15 protein-coding genes are annotated in these 18,323 nt (G+C 46.8%); 13 read left to right on the plus strand and 2 right to left on the minus strand.

Translation table 11 applies throughout. The features are described from left to right. Positions 1–3 precede the first annotated feature (3 nt). The 4 genes from purM (at position 4) to purD (ending at position 4,707) form a co-directional block, all read left to right on the plus strand. Positions 4–1,062 (plus strand): phosphoribosylformylglycinamidine cyclo-ligase, encoded by a 1,059-nt coding sequence (purM, locus tag AC1U9Z_RS00315; protein WP_479955092.1) that lies wholly within the window; start codon positions 4–6, stop codon positions 1,060–1,062. A 14-nt stretch (positions 1,063–1,076) separates the two neighbouring features. Then, positions 1,077–1,685, plus strand: coding sequence for a phosphoribosylglycinamide formyltransferase (gene purN / locus AC1U9Z_RS00320; protein ID WP_479955094.1), 609 nt, complete (start codon positions 1,077–1,079; stop codon positions 1,683–1,685). 162 nt (positions 1,686–1,847) lie between these two features. Then, entirely contained in the window at positions 1,848–3,389 is a 1,542-nt protein-coding gene (gene purH / locus AC1U9Z_RS00325) for a bifunctional phosphoribosylaminoimidazolecarboxamide formyltransferase/IMP cyclohydrolase (RefSeq protein WP_479955096.1), read from the plus strand. A gap of 49 nt (positions 3,390–3,438) precedes the next feature. Then, a complete protein-coding gene (purD, locus tag AC1U9Z_RS00330) occupies positions 3,439–4,707 on the plus strand; it encodes a phosphoribosylamine--glycine ligase (RefSeq protein ID WP_479955098.1) in 1,269 nt (422 codons plus the stop codon). A gap of 146 nt (positions 4,708–4,853) precedes the next feature. On the opposite strand, the gene AC1U9Z_RS00335 is transcribed toward purD, so the two are convergent. Next, complete coding sequence (locus AC1U9Z_RS00335) at positions 4,854–5,942, minus strand: mechanosensitive ion channel family protein (RefSeq protein ID WP_333529633.1); 1,089 nt, start codon at positions 5,940–5,942, stop codon at positions 4,854–4,856. 372 nt (positions 5,943–6,314) lie between these two features. Between AC1U9Z_RS00335 and AC1U9Z_RS00340 the strand changes: the two genes are divergently transcribed. Together AC1U9Z_RS00340 and hisZ are read left to right on the plus strand one after the other, a co-directional pair. Further along, complete coding sequence (locus AC1U9Z_RS00340; RefSeq protein WP_333529634.1) at positions 6,315–6,641, plus strand: YerC/YecD family TrpR-related protein; 327 nt, start codon at positions 6,315–6,317, stop codon at positions 6,639–6,641. Positions 6,642–6,654: 13 nt separating this feature from the next. Then, complete coding sequence (gene hisZ, locus AC1U9Z_RS00345; RefSeq protein WP_479955100.1) at positions 6,655–7,860, plus strand: ATP phosphoribosyltransferase regulatory subunit; 1,206 nt, start codon at positions 6,655–6,657, stop codon at positions 7,858–7,860. Between the two features lie 120 nt (positions 7,861–7,980). Here the strand turns inward: hisZ and AC1U9Z_RS00350 are convergent, their stop codons facing one another. Next, a complete protein-coding gene (locus tag AC1U9Z_RS00350) occupies positions 7,981–9,213 on the minus strand; it encodes a helix-turn-helix transcriptional regulator (protein WP_479955102.1) in 1,233 nt (410 codons plus the stop codon). A gap of 603 nt (positions 9,214–9,816) precedes the next feature. On the opposite strand from AC1U9Z_RS00350, the gene AC1U9Z_RS00355 reads away from it, so the two are divergent. The 7 genes from AC1U9Z_RS00355 to hisA all read left to right on the plus strand — a co-directional run bounded on the left by AC1U9Z_RS00355 (position 9,817) and on the right by hisA (position 18,320). Continuing rightward, entirely contained in the window at positions 9,817–13,104 is a 3,288-nt protein-coding gene (locus AC1U9Z_RS00355) for an S-layer homology domain-containing protein (protein WP_479955104.1), read from the plus strand. 232 nt (positions 13,105–13,336) lie between these two features. Then, positions 13,337–14,008, plus strand: a complete 672-nt coding sequence (gene hisG / locus AC1U9Z_RS00360) for an ATP phosphoribosyltransferase (RefSeq protein ID WP_333529636.1) — start codon at positions 13,337–13,339, stop codon at positions 14,006–14,008. Beyond that, positions 13,995–15,284, plus strand: coding sequence for a histidinol dehydrogenase (gene hisD, locus AC1U9Z_RS00365; protein WP_479955106.1), 1,290 nt, complete (start codon positions 13,995–13,997; stop codon positions 15,282–15,284). Before hisG ends, hisD begins: the two co-directional genes overlap by 14 nt. Positions 15,285–15,298: 14 nt before the next feature. Beyond that, positions 15,299–16,399 carry a histidinol-phosphate transaminase gene (gene hisC / locus AC1U9Z_RS00370; RefSeq protein WP_333529638.1) on the plus strand — a complete coding sequence of 367 codons (1,101 nt, stop codon included), beginning with the start codon at positions 15,299–15,301 and terminating at the stop codon, positions 16,397–16,399. After that, the gene (hisB, locus tag AC1U9Z_RS00375) at positions 16,389–16,979 is read left to right on the plus strand and encodes an imidazoleglycerol-phosphate dehydratase HisB (RefSeq protein ID WP_479955109.1); all 591 of its coding nucleotides are present in this window, start codon (positions 16,389–16,391) and stop codon (positions 16,977–16,979) included. Before hisC ends, hisB begins: the two co-directional genes overlap by 11 nt. Before the next feature lies 1 nt (position 16,980). After that, positions 16,981–17,592 carry an imidazole glycerol phosphate synthase subunit HisH gene (gene hisH, locus AC1U9Z_RS00380; protein WP_333529640.1) on the plus strand — a complete coding sequence of 204 codons (612 nt, stop codon included), beginning with the start codon at positions 16,981–16,983 and terminating at the stop codon, positions 17,590–17,592. Further along, the gene (gene hisA, locus AC1U9Z_RS00385) at positions 17,589–18,320 is read left to right on the plus strand and encodes a 1-(5-phosphoribosyl)-5-[(5-phosphoribosylamino)methylideneamino]imidazole-4-carboxamide isomerase (protein ID WP_479955111.1); all 732 of its coding nucleotides are present in this window, start codon (positions 17,589–17,591) and stop codon (positions 18,318–18,320) included. Before hisH ends, hisA begins: the two co-directional genes overlap by 4 nt. The last annotated feature ends 3 nt before the right edge of the window (positions 18,321–18,323 follow it).

Here is an 18,323-nt window from a genome sequence, read left to right on the forward strand (position 1 = left end):
GCGATGACGGAACAAAAAGCAAAGTCCCTTACCTATGCTGCTGCCGGGGTTAATATTGAAGCAGGGAACCGTGCCGTGGGGCTGATGAAACAAGCAGTACGCAGCACCCTGCGACCGGAAGTTCTTACCGAGATTGGCGGCTTTGGCGGACTTTTTGCCTTAAATACAGATAAATATAAGGAACCCGTGTTGGTTTCCGGCACCGATGGGGTGGGCACCAAACTGCGGGTGGCTCAACTGACGGGTGTTCACCATACCATCGGTATTGATGCCGTGGCCATGTGTGTCAATGATATTTTAGTCCAGGGCGCAGAACCACTATTTTTCCTGGATTACCTGGCTGTGGGTAAGCTCCAACCAGAAAGGGTAGCCGAGATCGTGGAGGGTGTTGCCGAAGGCTGCCGTCAGGCTGGCTGCGCCTTGATTGGTGGAGAAACGGCTGAGATGCCGGGTTTCTATGGCGAAGAGGAATATGATATTGCTGGTTTTGCTGTGGGTGTGGTGGATCGCAGCCGCCTAATAAACGGCAAAGATATTGCACCCGGGGATGTGGTCATAGGTCTCGGGTCCTCCGGCTTGCACAGTAACGGTTATTCCCTGGCCCGTAAGGCCCTATTAGAGGTGGCTGGCTACAGTGTCACTGATTTCCTGCCAGAACTTGGCCGGACAGTGGGGGACGAACTGCTGATGCCCACCCGTATCTATGTTAAATCCGTGCAAAGTCTGCTAGAGAAGTATTCCATTAAGGGGATGGCCCACATCACCGGCGGCGGCTTAACAGAAAATCTTCCCCGGATTCTGCCCCCTGAGGTTCAGGTGGTATTGGATCCCTCGACTTGGCCTGTATTGCCGGTGTTTAAGCTGATTCAAAAAATAGGCCGAGTGGCTCCGGAAGAAATGCTGCGCACCTTTAATATGGGCATTGGTATGGTATTGATCGTTCCGGCAGCAGAGGCAGCGGCGATCATGCAGGATTTAGCAAGCTGCCAGGAGCAAGCCTATCGGATTGGACGGGTGGAGAGCGGTGTGCCACAGGTTCGGTATGAGTCCGTGAAGGTCTGAGGGAGATAATTCTGATGAAAAAATTACGCTTAGGTGTCCTGGCCTCGGGCCGGGGTTCCAATTTGCAAGCCATTATGGATCGCTGCCAAACCGGTTCCCTGGCCGCCGAAGTGGTGGTGGTGATCAGTGATAAACCAGCGGCCTATGCCTTGGAGCGGGCCCGCCGGGCGGGGATTGCCGCCTATGGCCTGGAGATGGCAGCCTTCCCCAGTAAAAGGGAGTATGAACAGGCTGTGGTTGAACTACTTCGGGAGGCCGACATACAACTTCTTTGTCTGGCTGGCTATATGAGACTGGTGGGGGAACCTTTATTGCAGGCCTTTCCCAATAAAATAATGAATATACACCCAGCGCTGCTGCCGTCCTTTCCCGGCCTGCACGGTCAAAGGGACGCCCTGCAGTATGGGGTTAAAATAGCTGGCTGTACCGTACATTTCATCGACGAAGGTATGGACACAGGACCGATCATTTTGCAGGCAGCAGTGCCGGTTTTAGGTGATGACACCGAAGAGACCCTGGCCGCCCGTATTTTAGAGCAGGAACACCGACTTTACCCGGAAGCCATTCAACTCTATGCTGAGGGACGCTTAGAGGTCGAAGGCCGGCGGGTATATATCAAGTAAAGACAAGGGATGGTTCTGCTGTCTGCGGAATAATACGCTGGCCGTGTGCCGTGAGCCATGAGCGAAAGACCCAAAAGCCAAAACCTGCACAAAAGGCCCAGGGCCTTCTGCCAAGGGTTTTAAAGCAAATGGCTAAATTTCGAAAGAAAGGCGTGAAGGTTTGTGCAAGTAAAACGCGCTTTAATCAGTGTATCCAATAAAACGGGTCTTGTTGACTTTGCCCAGGGTCTGGCAGAACTGGGTGTGGAGATTATCTCCACCGGGGGAACAGCCAAAACCTTGCGGGAGGCTGGGGTACCCGTGGTTTATATCTCAGAGGTGACAGGTTTTCCAGAAATTCTGGACGGTCGGGTAAAGACCTTACACCCCAATGTGCACGGTGGCATTCTGGCCATGCGTACCGAGGAACATCTCCGGCAATTAACGCAATACAAGATTACCCCCATTGATCTGGTGGTGGTGAATCTTTACCCTTTCCGGGAGACCATTGCTAAACCCCATGTTAGCCTGGAAGATGCCATCGAGAATATTGATATTGGTGGACCCACCATGGTTCGGGCGGCGGCCAAGAACCATGCCTATGTGGGCATTGTGGTCAATCCCCAAAGATATGGTGAGGTGCTGGCGGCCCTGCAGGAGCGGGGAGAATTATCTGCTAAACTGCGCTTGGCCCTAGCCAGAGAAGCCTTTGCCCACACTGCCAGTTACGATACAGCCATCGCCAATTACTTAGGGCAGGTGACAGATGATGAAATATTCCGCCCGGAATTTAACCTTTCCTTCGTAAAGGCTCAAGAGCTGCGTTACGGAGAAAACCCCCACCAAAGAGCTGCCTTTTATAGAGATCCTGCCATCAGCGGGCCTTGCATTGCCAATGCCCGCCAACTGCACGGCAAGGAACTTTCCTATAATAATATTTTGGATGCCAACAGTGCCTTGGAACTGGTAAGGGAATTCTCCGAGCCCAGTGCGGTTATTATTAAACACAATAACCCCTGTGGTACTGCCACAGCCGAGAGTTTAGTGGCAGCTTATCAAAGGGCTCTTGAAGCAGATCCTGTCTCTGCCTTTGGTGGCATTGTGGCAGTTAACGGCATACTTGATGGAGCAACCGCTGCTGAAATGTCTAGGATTTTCCTAGAGGCCATTATTGCGCCGGACTTTACCGGCGAGGCTTTAGAGATATTGACGAAGAAAGCCAATCTTCGGCTGCTGACCACCGGGGAACTGATAGAGCAAACCAAGGATGTATTGGAAGTTCGTAAGGTTAATGGTGGTCTTTTGGTGCAGGAGGCCGATCGGCTGGTATTAAACATGGATGAGTTGAAGGTTGTTACCGAAAGGCAACCCTCCGCAGAAGAATTAAAAGATCTGCTTTTTGCCATGACTGTGGTCAAGCATGTGAAGTCCAATGCCATTGTGCTGGGCAAGGCCGGCCAAATCATTGGTGTTGGTGCAGGACAGATGAATCGCGTTGGTTCGGCCCGGATTGCCTTTGAACAGGCCGGTGACAAAGCCCAGGGGGCTGTTTTGGCCAGTGATGCCTTCTTCCCCTTCCGGGATACGGTGGACGAAGCGGCCAAGGCTGGGATTAAGGCTATCATTCAGCCCGGTGGTTCCATCCGGGATGAAGAGTCTATTCAGGCTTGCAATGAACATGGCCTTGCCATGGTCTTCACTGGTATGAGGCATTTTAAGCATTAGGAATTTAAGATTGGCAGGGGTTAAATAGCTTAGCAGGAGTGGTCTGGTAATGAAAATTTTAGTGGTTGGCGGCGGCGGGCGAGAACATGCCCTGGTCTGGAAGCTTAAACAAAGCCCTCGGGTCAAGGAAATATATTGTGCCCCGGGTAATGCTGGCATTAGCGAAATTGCTACCTGCATTCACGTTGCCGCAGAGGACAATCAAGGTCTGTTAAATTTTGCCCAAAAGGAACAAATCGATCTCACCGTGGTGGGACCGGAAATACCCCTTACCAACGGCATCGTGGATTTGTTCCAAAAGGAAGGGCTGAAGATCTTTGGTCCCTCCAAGGCTGCTGCGGAAATTGAGGGCAGCAAAGCCTTGGCCAAGGATATTATGGCCAAATACAATATCCCCACAGCCCGTTATGCCACCTTTGAAGAAGCAGAGGAAGCCAGGGCCTATGTGCGGCAATACGGGGCCCCCTGTGTCATCAAGGCCGATGGCTTAGCCGCAGGCAAGGGAGTCATTGTAGCCATGGATGATGAAACCGCTTTGGCTGCAGTGGATATCATTATGGCCGAACGGGCCTTTGGCAAAGCCGGGGATCGGGTGGTCATTGAAGAATTTTTACAGGGGGAAGAAGTAAGTATCCTTGCCTTTGTGGAGGGGGAAACCATTGTCCCCATGGTGGCCTCCCAGGATCACAAACGGGTGGGTGATCAAGATAGCGGCCCCAACACCGGTGGCATGGGGGCCTATGCCCCGGCACCGGTCTATACACCGGAACTGGCCAAAATTGTGGAAAAAGATATTCTCTACCCCACCGTAAAAGCTTTGGCCGCCGAAGGCCGGCCCTATCGGGGTGTGCTCTATGCCGGTTTAATGGTAACTCCCCAGGGACCCAAGGTATTGGAATTTAACGCCCGTTTTGGTGATCCGGAGACTCAGCCGGTACTTGGCCTGCTGGAGACCGATTTGGTGGATATTATGGAAGCCATCTTAGAAGGGAACTTAGCCCAGCAATCGGTGCAGTGGAAGGATCAGGCCGCCGTCTGCGTGGTAATGGCTGCCAAGGGCTACCCCGGGGAATATGAAAAGGGTATGCCTATTTCCGGTTGTGATCAGGTTCCTGCCGGAGTCGAGGTATTTCATGCTGGGACAACCCTAAAGGATGGCCAAGCCGTTGTATCTGGCGGCCGAGTCTTAGGCGTAACCGCCGTCGGCCCAGATATCTCCACAGCCATTGAGCAGGCTTATCAGGGAGTAAAGGCTATCCATTTTGAGGGAGCACACTATCGATCAGACATCGCCCACCGGGCATTAAACAGAGAATAGCCATCCGCTAAATAGCGGTCTATGAACAACGATGTTATTGAATTATTGAAAAGGCCAAACTGTCAAACATCATCTGACGGTTTGGCCTTTCGTTGTCTTAGCCGAAGAAAAAGACCCAAAAGAAAACATTCAAATAAAGCGGCAGGCTATTCTTGGTTCTCACGTTCAAATACCACTTCAACCTTTGAGAGAGCTTCCGGTTGGGAACGAAAGTAAATCGTTCTACTTGGATAGGCCATGGATACGCCTGCTTCTTCGAATACCTGCATAATAATAAAATTAATTTCTTCTTTTACTTTCAAAAATTCTTCCCAAACAGTTGTCTTGGTAAAGAAATAGAGGAAAATATCGAGGCTGTTCTCGTTAAAGCTATCAAAGGTTACAAAAATTGTATCCGGGTGAATAGCCGGATGGTTTTTTAACACATTCTTTATTTGGCTTACCGTTTTTTCTAATTTAGCCTTGGGTGTATCATAGGTAACTCTTAAATTGAACGTAATACGTCGTTTTCCCATTTTACTCCAGTTGGTAATGTTTTCGTTAGCGAGGGTTGCATTGGGTACTGTTACAACTGCTTGGGCAAAAGTCCGTACCTTTGTACTGCGAAAAGTAATATCCTCCACAGTACCTTCAACGCTAGGGGTCATTATCCAATCACCGATGGAAAAAGGTTTTTCAGTAATAATAACTACACCGCCAAACAAGTTGCCAATAGCATCCTTTGCTGCCAATGCAAAGGCCAGGCCTCCTAAGCCAAGTCCGGCTACAAAACCGTTTACATCATAATCAAATTCTTGAGCGATAATGCTAAAACTGATGGCAATTATAATAAAGCGGATAGCTTTTGAAATAAAGGGGATTAGTATTTGGTCGATTTCGATGTTCATTCGTTCATTTATTTTATTAAATAGAATGGATGAACGAGAAGAGAGATTGTATAATCCCCAAGCAACAATAACGATTACAGAAGACCGGATTATTTTTAAGAATATAGGGTTTGTTTGCTCAATATAAGGAAAATAACCGGCTGAAACATAAATACCAATGATGATAAAGAGCCAGCGAAAAGGGTGTTCAAAGGAAAGACATAGGTGAGAGAAAAAATCAGTAGGTGTTTTTTTACTTATAAATAAAATTAGTCGGAAAACGTATTTGGTAAAAAGCTTTCTAAATAACAAAAAGAGTAACAGAATACCAATGGAAATGCCAAGGCTTTCAAGGTTCTCATGGGGCATGCTAAATCCTTCCTTTCAAGGGGGTGGGCTTGTATTTTTGCATGATTCACCTGGATGCTGCCTGCGGACGCTCACTTAGTGCGCGAGCCTAAAGTGAAATTTATAAAACGAGTGGAGACGTGAGGGTATAAAATGTTAACCACCTATGAGTATATCTAAAACCGCTCCTCAGGGGAACAACAAGAAGAAAAGTTTTTGATTTTTGTTTATAGTGTTTATAGGGGCCGACTGCTTGGCTTCAAAAATAATTTGTTACTTTAAAATAATAATATCATAAAGGATTTAATGCTTTAACGTCGAAAAGGGGTAGAGGAAACATATGATAAAAAGCTTATTTTGGTCATAATAATAGATAGCACGGGGGGGATTTCCTTGAAATATCAGGGTAAATTAAAAGATAAACTCAATGACCGCCTTTTCGAAGCGGTTTTGTCCCTGGAGAATATTGATGAATGCTATCAGTTCTTTGAAGATATATGTACCGTATCCGAACTCCGCTCCCTGGCTCAACGACTGGAAGTGGCAAAAATGTTGGAAGCCAATCGAACTTATGGTGAAATTGCCACGAATACCGGGGCAAGCACAGCGACCATCAGTCGGGTTAAGCGCTGCTTAAATTATGGGGCTGACGGTTACAAGCTGGTATTAAGGAGGCTGGCTGATCCCAGCCCAGTACAAAATGACAAATCAAAAGAATAAAAGAGGTGACTCTATGACATCAAGCAGATTTGGCCGCCTGGCACCTGGTGTGCGGGATGTGCTGCCTGCGGAAGCTCACTTAATGCGCGGGCTTAAGGAAAAGTTCACAAAACTAGTGGAGACCTGGGGGTATAAAGAAGTTGTTACCCCTACCTTTGAGTATATGGAAAACCTGTCCTCTGAGGAACTGCAGGAAGAGAAGTTTTTTAAATTTTTAGATCGCCAGGGTCATCTGATGGCCCTGCGCCCGGATATGACCAGGCCGATGGCCCGCCTTGTGGCCACCCGCATGAAGGGTATAACACCGCCCTTGCGTTTGTTTTATTTGGCCAATGTATTTAACTATGAATTACCCCAGGTGGGGCGTCAGAGGGAATTTTATCAAGCTGGGGTAGAACTGATGGGCCCCTCTTCCCCAGGCGCAGATGCCGAAGTGGTAGCCCTGGTGGCAGAATATCTTAAGCAAACCGGGCTGGCGGATTTCCAAATTAGCATTGGCAATGTAGGGATATTTCATGGTTTAGTGGAGCAACTGGGGCTGCCCAGGGAAGTGGCCCAGGACCTTAAGGAAGCACTGGGCAATAAGGATTTTGTGAAAGTGGAAGAAATCTTGGCTTCCCATGCGGCTACCCCGGAGGAAGCCCGTCGGGCTTTAGATTTAATTGAACTGAGGGGTGGGCCGGAAATTTTAGACCGGGCCAGTGAACTGGCTCAACCGGGACCGGCCGCAGATGCCATTGAGAATCTGCACCAGCTTTATCAGGGTCTTACTTGTTATGGTGTGGAAAAAAATATTACACTGGATCTCGGCCTTTTGCGGGGTCTGGATTATTATACAGGACTGGTCTTTGAAGGCTATACCGTTGCCATGGGTTTTCCCATTTGTGGTGGTGGCCGCTATAATAAGTTGCTGGCCAATTTTGGTTACCCCATGCCTGCCACTGGCTTTGCCGTGAACCTGGAGCGTGTATTGGTGGCCTTGGAGCGTCTACAGGGTCCCCCGAAGGAACCAGCACCAGATGTACTGGTGGCTTGGGAGGATGGGAGTCTGGCTAAGGCTCTGCAAGTGGCCAGGGAACTCCGGGAGCAAGGCCAGAAGGTGGTTATTGCCCTATTCGAATATCCACCAACCAAAGCCAAGGCGGAAGCCAGAAGCTTGGGGGCTGCCAGGGGGATTTATGTTGATAAGGATGGCAATAGTAGGGAGTTGGTTTTTTAGGATAAAAACCCTTTTGTCATCCGAGCGAGAGTGAAGGATCTTAATGCCAACCTTTCAATGGACTCATAGCAAATAGAAAAACGCCGGTAAATCGGCGTTTTTCTATTATATTAGGGTAAACTAAGCTTCATCTCGATTGCCAGACAGGTTAGCCAGTAGTTCCTTGCGGTTAGAGAAACCAGCCTTTTTTAAAATGTTCCTTACATGAAACTTTACGGTGTGACGTGATATAAAAAGACAATTTGCAATTTCCACGTCGGTATGACCTTTGCAAATAAGGTCGTACACCTTTTTTTCAGCCTTGGTTAAGCTGTGAACATATTCCGGTAATTTTGTGACTGGTAGCGGATCATCTTTGGTAACGGCCAGCTCAGTTGTGAGGATAGGAATGTTGGTTATTTTTTCAATGGCTGAAAATAATGACAAGGAGCGAAGCAAAAATACCAGCAGGGGGTTGATTAAAAATAAAAGACAGGCTCCTATTACAGACAGAGATGGGTTTAAGAGCGGGTTTTCAAGAATACCCGTATCGATGGCTATGCCAGGAGCCGTTATAAAAAATAGGGATACGCCCAGGCCCAAGCCAAAGGCCTTTTGATAGCCTAAAAAAGCAGACAGTTTACTTAATATAAGCCAGTAAAACAAGTCGATGGCTCCCAGGCCAATGGCCAAAAAGGAAAAAGCCATTGTAACCTCGAGGGAACGATCTAATCCCGATATTGAAGTAGCTAGGCCAACCCCTAGCATACTTAGGCCAATGGTTCCGACCCAGTAGAAAGAGTACCTGGTGGAGAAGAATGCCAGGGAAAGAACGGCGAATGCGTATATGAAGGATTCTATACCAATTAGTTGAGGTGTTTTTAAATAAAACAGGGGCAGCACCGCTCTATACCACAATCCACCAGAAAAGTATGCGAAGGAAGATAATATCGCGATGCCCAGAAATGTGTACAGGATGGTTTTGTTTTTTTCTGGGTCTGTGGTGCTTAGCTGAGGTTCTGCCATTGGTTTTGGGCGGGCCAAGTAAAAAGCCCCAAACAGGGGTCCCAGTCCAGTTAAAGAGGCGATAACCTTAGGCAATGTTTCGGGCTTAGTATAACCGAATGCCACAAGGCCAAGTATGATATTTGTAAATGCCATGGCAAAACCTACAGTAATTTCCGGGTGTTTATTAAACCTGAAGCCAGAGGCCCAGATCAGGACAAGGTAGGCAGAGAAAAAACCCAGTAAAATACAGATGACATACTGGATGAAGACATTAACTGGCAATATGGTCAAAATAAATGTAAAAATGAGAATGGCAAAGCCAGACAGTTTTACCAATAAGGTGCTTCGGAGTACATAAATGGGCAACAGTCCTAATATCACCAATCCAAGACCGTGACTTGCAGCAAAAACATGACCTAAAAGGTAAGCATCGGATCCAAACAGATAATGCAATAAAAATCCGTGCATTGGGTAAATTAAGATCCAGCCAAATATCAATATTAGAGCGGCTGAGTGACCCGCCCATTCTGGTATATATAAAATTGGTTTTAATTTATTTATTATCATAATAAAAATACATTCTCTTTTTTTGTTTTTTCCCCTCCCCTTAAAACCTAAAGTTTTTGAAAATTTGGAACCACCCCGAAGGGTGGTTTTTGTTTGTTTACTATAATAAAAGCTAGGGGTAGGTTTAGGGGTAGGATATCTTTTTTGGGTAGTTATATCAATAAACAGCCTTTAAGGGTAGTAGATTAATATTCGTTTTCTCAGTAATAATTATTGTACAAAAAATTTGCTTATAGTGGTTCGAATGTACCTATTATTTTCCTGACCGTGGTTTTGTCAGTAGTGGCAACTTTTTATATTCTAATAGGTTTATGGAAATATGTTTTTTTAACTATTTAAGAAAGGTGGGTAGATCAAACAAGGTATCAAAATAGTTGAATTTTAAAGGGGAGGAAATATGTGATGGTTGAGAAAATAAAAAATGGATTATTCATCCAGTTACTAATTATTTTTTTGATGCTAACTTTAATGCCAGTGACTGTGTTGGCCCAAAATTCTGATATTAAAGGACACTGGGCTGAAAATCAGTTGAGTGGGTGGGTACAGAGTGGCTTGGCCAAAGGATATGACGACGGCCAATTTAAGCCGGACAATAATATTACAAGGGCGGAATTTGCAGCACTTGTAAACAGATCCTTTGGGTTTACAGAAATAGTTGAGTATAACTTTACAGATGTTAAAGCAAATGATTGGTTTGCTGGTGAAATAGGTAAAGCCATTGCCGCTGGATATATCAGCGGCTACCAGGATGGAACAATGAAGCCTAATAATCAGATAACGAGACAAGAAGTTGCCTCAATAATAGCTAGGCTCTTAAAACTAGATGCTAGTTTAAGCTTTAATGACTTTATGGATGCCAAGGAGATGGCCCAATGGAGTCAGGCTGCCATCGGTGCAGTGGCCTTAAAGGGTTACATGGGTGGCTACTCAGACCAAACCTTTAAACCAACAAAACCTATTACACGGGCTGAAGCCATCGTTTCATTGGATCGGATCAAAGGACAGCAAGCAACCGCTGCAGAGAAAACCGTATCCTATGCTAAACCAGGTATCTATGGACCTGCCACAGGTAAAGAAACCATTAATGGGAGTGTTACAATTAGTGTGGCGGATGTTACTTTGCAAAACACTACCATTAGCGGAGATTTGTTATTAGCTGAGGGAATAGGAAACGGTGATGTCAAGCTTAAGAACGTAAAGGTAAGTGGCAAAACGATAATCAAGGGCGGTGGGCCAAACAGTGTTACTTTGGAAGATTGCTCATTACCGAATATAACCGTATCCAAAGAAGGTGTAAGGGTAGTTGCCTCGGGTAATACAACCGTTAACGTTGTTCGCCTAGAGTCAGGTGCTACCCTGGTTGAGATTACCACAACAGGTACAGGCTTTGAAGACGTAACACTATCTGAAATTATCCCAGCAACTGCTGAAGTAAACTTAACAGGTAATTTTGCTGCTGTTATAGTGGCAGCCAAAGAAGTCAAGCTGGAAGTTGTGTCTGGTCAAATCGAAACCTTAGAAGTGGCCAAGGAGGCCGTTGGTGCTACAGTTAATATTACGAAGGATGTAACGGTAAACACTTTAACCGCGAATGCAGCGGCCAAGGTTACTGGAGAGGGTAAAATTGAAACGGCCAAAGTAAACGCAGCGAATGTGAGTATTGCCCAGGTACCCACTAAGCGAGAGGTCGCCAGAGGTGTAACTTCCAGTATTGGAGGTCAGACTGTTTCTGGAGGAGCGTCATCTGCCGGCGGTGGCGGCGGTGGGGGTGGCAGCAGCAGTACGACCACAAAATATGAAGTAGCAATATTGGCGAATCCCGAAGTAGGAGGCACAGTAAGTGGTGGTGGTAGCTATGCTCAAGGAGCGGCAGTAACAGTAACTGCCAGTGCAAAGCCAGGCTACAAATTTATTGACTGGCAAGAGAATGGTAGACAGGTTAGTACGAATGCTTCTTACTCATTCACCATGGGTTCAGCAGCCAAAACACTGGTGGCTAATTTTATAACAGAAGCTCCCGTTGAACCGACTCCCTTTACACCAGGAGAGGGAGGAACACTACCTGATTTTACACTCTTTAGCAGCGAACCAGGAAAAATTGGTGGACTGTATGTTGAAAAAAACCATAGGGTAAATCAGGGCTTTATCTGGGGAGGGGGAGAATTGGGTAATCGTGCTGAGGTAGACCTTAAATTTGACCCTCCTTCTAAATATGGTGCCGCCGGCTATAACTTGCAGTATTCTTCTGATGATGGCTCCACCTGGAGTAATTATCAGTCTTACAATGGGGTTATTCATGACTATGCGGATCTTACGACCTCAAATGATACTCAGGATAATTTCTGCCTATACAGTCCTGACGGAAGTTATAAGTACCGCCTGTTGGTTAATGGTGGTGACAAGGATGGCTATACCTCTAACGAGGTGGAAGCTCCTCTTGTTGCTGTTCCTACAACCTTTTCAGGCTGGGGCCTGGATGAAAGCATGTGGATTACTGGTGTCATGAGTCCCTTTATTGGCAGTGGCAAGCAAGCATCATTTGATGTAAAAAAACTCCCAGAGCATGATGACACGGATCTTAGCCAATATCTAACTTACCAGTGGTATAGGGTAAATCCAGCTACCTTTGCCATGACAGCCATAGAAGGAGCAACCGAGCTAACCTATACAACCATCGAAGCCGATGCAGGCTACCCGCTGCTTTGCCGTGCCACTGGCGATGATAGCAATGTGGGTGGGTTTATCCAGATATTGTCCCATTGGTCGCCGGTCATTGCCAATAAAGCCCATGTAAATAATGTTACTAACGATGGATTTACACTCAATCTGCACAAAAGCGCAGGAGGACTTACACCCGAAGCATTAAAGCTATCCTATTATGCTGGTAATAATGAAATAATTGTCCCCATCAATTCCATTACTCCACGGGATAATAATGCAGTATTTGATATTGCTGCAGCTATTCCTAGGGGTGTGTCTGAACTGTATCTTCATAACACTTCAGATTTTTGGAGACTTGTGTCGGCACAAGGTGGACACCAGGGTCATATGATGGAAGGTGTGAGGATTGCTCTTGACGCACCAACGGGTCCTATAGCAGTTGCCTTAGAGAGTACCGAGATGTCTAATCCCTATCATATTGGTGTGAAGGTAACCAATTTAGCAACAGATACCCCAATAACGGATCTTGTTGTTGGTGACCAAGATGAAAATCCAGAGCGGGTGTTTAATTTCTCCTTGGAAAAAGATGATGTAAATATCCCCATAAGAATGGTCTGGCATAACGAAGCGGAGATGGAAGAATATGAAGGACACTATGTTATTTACCCATGGGATGACTATAGACCCATGTCAGGGGAATATAAATTAATTCTTAACAAAACAGGGTATGTTACCACAAGTCTTGATTGTTCTTTTCCCTTGGAAGAAAACAATGCAGATTTACTAATGACCATAGAAAATACCAATGATGAAACGATGTCCAATGATCTAGGGGTAGAGGAAATCAATACAATAACAGATCCGTCTATAACTGATCCCGTTTCTGATGATCTTACAAATTCTTTAACACTAAAAGATGCCGATGAAGATATAGATGAAGATATATTAGAACCTCTAGCAAATACGAATGATGAAACGATTCAAGATAACCTAGAGGTAATTGACACAACCACAGAGGGTAATGATTAATCTTGTTACCGCTGAACCCTTTATAAAACGAATACCTCAAAGGAGGAGGCCCTTAGGCAGAACTGCAAAGGGGTCTCCTCTTTATTTATTAAGAGGATTAATTTATAAATTAAAAGAAATAGTATAAATTGCAATTAATTATTCTACATGGAAAACTTTCTCTTGACACCGACTAATTATACATTTACCATACTATTATATTAATAATTTAATAAGTTAAAGAGGTGATAACGTGGTAGCAGCCAAAGATTTATTGACCATTGCCATACCCAAGGGGACCTTGTATAAGGAAACCGTAAAACTCATGGGTTTGGCTGGTTTGGATATAGAGTTTATGAAGGATCCCGGGCGTCAACTACTGCTGCAATCGGAAAAGGAAGCAGTACGCTTTATTATCTGTCGGCCCACAGATATTCCCACCTACGTTGAATATGGGGCAGCAGATCTGGGTTTGGCGGGGAAGGATACCATCATGGAACAACATAAGGATGTATATGAGCTTTTAGATCTAAAATATGGCGGTTGTCGCTTTGTGGTGGCTGTTCCTAAGGGAAAAGAGGAGCAAGAACTTCAGTTTTGGAATCAAACCAGGGTAGCCACTAAATTTCCCCGCATCGCAGAGGAATTTTTTCGCCACCAGGGTATGCAAATGGAAATTGTTAAACTGCATGGCAACATTGAATTGGCACCCATTGTGGGTTTGGCAGAAATGATTGTGGATTTAGTATCCACCGGACGCACCCTGCGTGAGAACAATCTAATACCTGTGGCAGATGTTTTGAGTTCAACCACCCGGTTAATTGCTAACAGAGTTAGCCATCGGTTAAAGAGTGATAGAATCAATCCCCTGGTAGAAAGAATGAGGCAAGTGGTGGAGGAGGGGACGCTAAATGGGGCTGGTTAGGGTTATCAAATCAACCGATTTGACAGAGATTAATAGCTTATTGCTGAATCGGACAGAACAACAGGGGGAAATTGCCCAACGAGTTGCTTCCATTATACAGGAAGTAAGGGAACAGGGTGATCAAGCCCTATGTTTTTTTGCCCGACGTTTTGATCAGGCTAACCTGGCACCAGCAGACCTAAGGGTTAGTCCAAAGGAAATTGAAGAAGCCTACCAACAAGTGGATCAGGAGGTTTTAGCTTCCCTTCGACTGGCCAGGGAAAGGATTGAAAACTTTCACCAAAAACAGCTCTCGCGCTCCTGGTTTCAACCAGATTCTGAGGGTACGGTGCTGGGTCAGTTAATCATACCCTTGGAGCGGGTAGGGATCTACGTGCCGGGCGGTACCGCTTCTTATCCCTCCTCTGTGTTAATGAATGCAGTTCCTGCCAAGGTAGCCGGGGTTGCACAAATTGTTATGGTTACACCGCCCATGAGTAACGGGAAGGTCAACCCCTACACCCTGGTGGCTGCGGCGGAAGCCGGAGTGGTTGAAATTTATAAAGTGGGCGGGGCCCAGGCAGTGGCGGCTCTGGCCTACGGCACAGAAACCATTGCCCCGGTAGACAAAATTACTGGGCCTGGTAATATTTACGTAACCCTGGCTAAGAGACAGGTTTATGGAGTCGTGGGCATTGATATGCTGGCTGGCCCCAGTGAAATTTTACTGGTGGCTGATCATACTGCCAAACCAGATTGTGCGGCGGCGGATATGCTTTCACAGGCTGAACATGATGCCCTAGCCTCGTCCATTTTATTGACCCACGATACTGCCCTGGCCGAGGCAGTAAGCCTAGAACTTAAGCGACAGCTTGCGGAACTGCCGCGACAGGAAATTGCCCGCCAGTCGCTGGCCAGGCATGGTGCCATTATTCTAACAGAAAGCATTGACGAATCCCTGCAGTGGGCCAATCGTTTCGCGCCAGAACATTTGGAGATCCTGGTGGATGACCCCATGAAGTATTTAGGCAAAATAAAACACGCTGGCGCAATTTTCCTGGGTCATTATTCCCCTGAGCCAGTGGGTGACTATCTGGCCGGGCCAAACCATGTGCTGCCCACCGGTGGTACTGCTCGCTTTTATTCCCCGCTAAACGTGGATACCTTTATGAAAAAATCCAGTGTCATTGCCTTTTCGGAGGAAAGTTTGCAAAGGCTGGGACCGGATATTATACGTCTGGCTGAGGTGGAGGGTTTACAGGCCCATGCCAATGCTGTTAAAGTGCGTTTACGTTAAAGGATGTGAAAAAGATGCGTGAGACTTTTAATGTTGCCAACCTGATTCGCCCTGATTTAGAGAAGCTGATACCCTACGATGCTCACCTGTATCCCGATGTCATCAAATTGGATGCCAATGAAAACCCCTTCCCCTTCCCGGAAGAAATAGCAAGGCAGCTTGGAAGCCTGGTGGCTGGTGAACTGGTGACACGTTATCCAGACAGTGAAGCCACTGAACTACGTAAAGCCATTGCCCAATATTGCCAGGTGTCTCCAGAGCAGGTTATGGCAGGCAATGGCTCCGATGAACTGATACTTAATATATTATTAACCTTTGGTACCGATGGGCGGGTGATTATTACCAATCCAACCTTTTCCATGTATAAAATACACGCCATGATTGCCGGTGCCAGAGTCATTCCGTCACCCCGACGCGGTGATTTTTCCGTTGATGTACCTGCACTGATAAGTTATGCCAGAAAACCTGAGACCAGGGTTGTGTTTATTTGTTCTCCCAATAACCCTACCGGTAACAGTTCCACCCTGGAGGAAATAGAGGGTATTTTGCAGCAGGTCAGTTCCCTGGTGGTGGTGGATCAGGCCTACCTGGAATTTGGCGGAGAGGACTTTACGCCACTATTAAATAAGTACCCAAATTTAGTTATCCTGCGTACCTTCTCCAAGGCCTTTGCCCTGGCTGGTCTGCGGGTGGGTTACATGCTGGCCCACCCAGATGTGCTGCGTCAAATTAAAAAGGTGAAACAACCCTTTAATTTAAATTCCTTTTCCCAGGCAGCCGTTAAGGTGATTTTAGAACATACGGCTTTGTTTCAGGAACAAATTAAGGCCATCAAAGAACAAAGAGAGCAGGTTTATCGACAACTTCAGGGGCTGGAAGGAGTAACTCCTTTCCCCTCACTGGCCAACTATATTCTTTTCCGAACCAATTACAGCAGTAAAGTTATCTATCAGGGGCTTTTAGAAAAAGGTGTTCTAATTCGTAAGCTGGGCGGGCCAGAATTGCCCGGTTTCCTGCGCGTTTCTGTGGGCACCCTGGAGCAAAATAAAATCTTTATCGAAGCACTGGCCGAGGTTCTCGATCAGCTAAGGGAGGCCTGTCAGGATGCAAAATAGACAGGCAAAAATTGAACGGTTAACCTCCGAAACGAACATTGCAGTGGAAGTGAATCTTGATGGCAACGGTCAGTTTCAGATTGCCACGGGTGTTGGTTTTTTTGATCACATGCTTTGTTTATTTGTTAAACATGGGGCCTTGGATTTGGTGATTAAAGCCCAGGGGGATACTTATATTGATGATCACCATACCGTAGAAGATGTAGGGATTGCTTTGGGTCAGACCATACGGCAGTCCTTGGGAGATAAAAGTGGTATTGTCCGTTATGGCCATGCCCTGGTGCCAATGGATGAAGCGTTGGTGTTGGTGGCTTTGGATCTTAGCGGCAGGGGACACTTGGAATTTGATTTACCCTTACCCACAGCGAAAGTGGGGAATTTTGACACGGAACTGGTGGAGGAATTTTTTCGGGCATTGGCCCTTAATGGCGGCCTGACCCTACATGTTCGGATGTTCAATGGCCGTAATACACATCATATTATCGAAGGGGCCTTTAAGGCCCTGGGCCGGGCTTTGCGCCAGGCTGTAGCCAGGGACCAGAGATTGACCGGGATTCCCTCCACCAAGGGAGTGTTGTAACATGATTGCCATTATTGATTACGGCATGGGAAATTTGCGCAGTGTACAAAGGGGCTTCGGCCAGGCTGGTTACCAGGCGGAAATTATACAAAGACCCGAACAATTGGCCGCTGCAGCGGCGGTGGTTTTACCGGGTGTGGGCGCTTTTGCCGATGCCATGGATAATTTAAAGAACAGCGGGCTGGTGGAGGCCATTCACGGTGCGATAGAAGCGGGTAAGCCCTTTTTAGGCATTTGTTTAGGTCAGCAACTACTTTTTGAATCCAGCGAAGAATTTGGCAGCACCCAGGGACTGGGTATTTTCCCTGGTCGGGTAAAACGTTTTCCCGCCGGTTCCTTGAAGGTGCCTCATATGGGTTGGAATCAAGTGGAGATAAAAGGAGAAAGCCCCCTACTGGCAGGAATACCCGATGGGACAGCCTTTTATTTTGTGCATTCCTATTATGTGCAGCCCACAGAGGAGCAACTTACCCTGGGACTAACAGAATACGGGGTAAAATTTCCAGCCATTGTTGGACGGGATAATGTTTTTGGTATTCAGTTTCACCCGGAAAAGAGCAGTACTCTGGGGATGCGTATTTTAGAGAACTTTGGAAAGCTGGTGGGTGTATGATCCTATTTCCGGCCATTGATTTGAAGGAAGGACAGTGTGTGCGTCTGGTAGAGGGACGCATGGACAGTGCAACGGTATATTCCGACGACCCCGGCAGTATGGCCAGGTTGTGGCAGGAGCAAGGGGCCCAATTTATCCATGTTGTGGACCTAGACGGGGCCTTTGCCGGACAACCCCGCAATAGACAAGCCATTGCTCAGATTGTCAAGTGTGTCCGGGTGCCGGTGCAAGTGGGGGGCGGTATCCGGGATCTGGCTACCATTGAAGATTTATTGTCCCTGGGCGTTAACCGGGTAATCCTGGGCAGTGCAGCCATTATCAATCCGGGTCTGGTGGCAGAGGCCGGACAGAAATATGGTGAGAAGATCGTGGTGGGTATCGACGCAAAGGATGGTCGGGTAGCCATCCAGGGCTGGGGGGAAACAGTAGAGAAAACGGCTCTGGAACTGGCACTGGAAATGAAAGGGATGGGTATCCAGAGAATTGTCTTTACCGATATTCGGCGTGACGGTAAACTTGCCGGCCCCAATCTGGCAGCCACCGGGGAACTGGCCAGGGACAGCGGCCTTAAAGTAATCGCCTCCGGGGGTGTTGCTTCCCTAGAAGATATTCGACAGCTTAAAAAGCTGGAGCCACAGGGTGTGGAGGGGGCCATTCTAGGAAAGGCACTTTATACCAGTGCAGTAAAACTGCCAGAGGCCTTGGCCATAGCCATGGGGGAGGAATAAAGT

It is taken from the genome of Desulfotomaculum sp. (genome assembly GCF_982386235.1).

Bases quoted from the DNA above. Each gene is read 5' to 3' on its own strand.
- AC1U9Z_RS00355 (WP_479955104.1), top strand. From the start codon at position 9,817: ATGGTTGAGAAAATAAAAAATGGATTATTCATCCAGTTACTAATTATT.
- hisA (WP_479955111.1), top strand. From the start codon at position 17,589: ATGATCCTATTTCCGGCCATTGATTTGAAGGAAGGACAGTGTGTGCGT.
- purM (WP_479955092.1), top strand. From the start codon at position 4: ATGACGGAACAAAAAGCAAAGTCCCTTACCTATGCTGCTGCCGGGGTT.
- hisD (WP_479955106.1), top strand. From the start codon at position 13,995: ATGGGGCTGGTTAGGGTTATCAAATCAACCGATTTGACAGAGATTAAT.
- hisB (WP_479955109.1), top strand. From the start codon at position 16,389: ATGCAAAATAGACAGGCAAAAATTGAACGGTTAACCTCCGAAACGAAC.
- AC1U9Z_RS00335 (WP_333529633.1), bottom strand. From the start codon at position 5,942: ATGCCCCATGAGAACCTTGAAAGCCTTGGCATTTCCATTGGTATTCTG.
- hisZ (WP_479955100.1), top strand. From the start codon at position 6,655: ATGACATCAAGCAGATTTGGCCGCCTGGCACCTGGTGTGCGGGATGTG.
- purN (WP_479955094.1), top strand. From the start codon at position 1,077: ATGAAAAAATTACGCTTAGGTGTCCTGGCCTCGGGCCGGGGTTCCAAT.
- purD (WP_479955098.1), top strand. From the start codon at position 3,439: ATGAAAATTTTAGTGGTTGGCGGCGGCGGGCGAGAACATGCCCTGGTC.
- hisC (WP_333529638.1), top strand. From the start codon at position 15,299: ATGCGTGAGACTTTTAATGTTGCCAACCTGATTCGCCCTGATTTAGAG.
- hisH (WP_333529640.1), top strand. From the start codon at position 16,981: ATGATTGCCATTATTGATTACGGCATGGGAAATTTGCGCAGTGTACAA.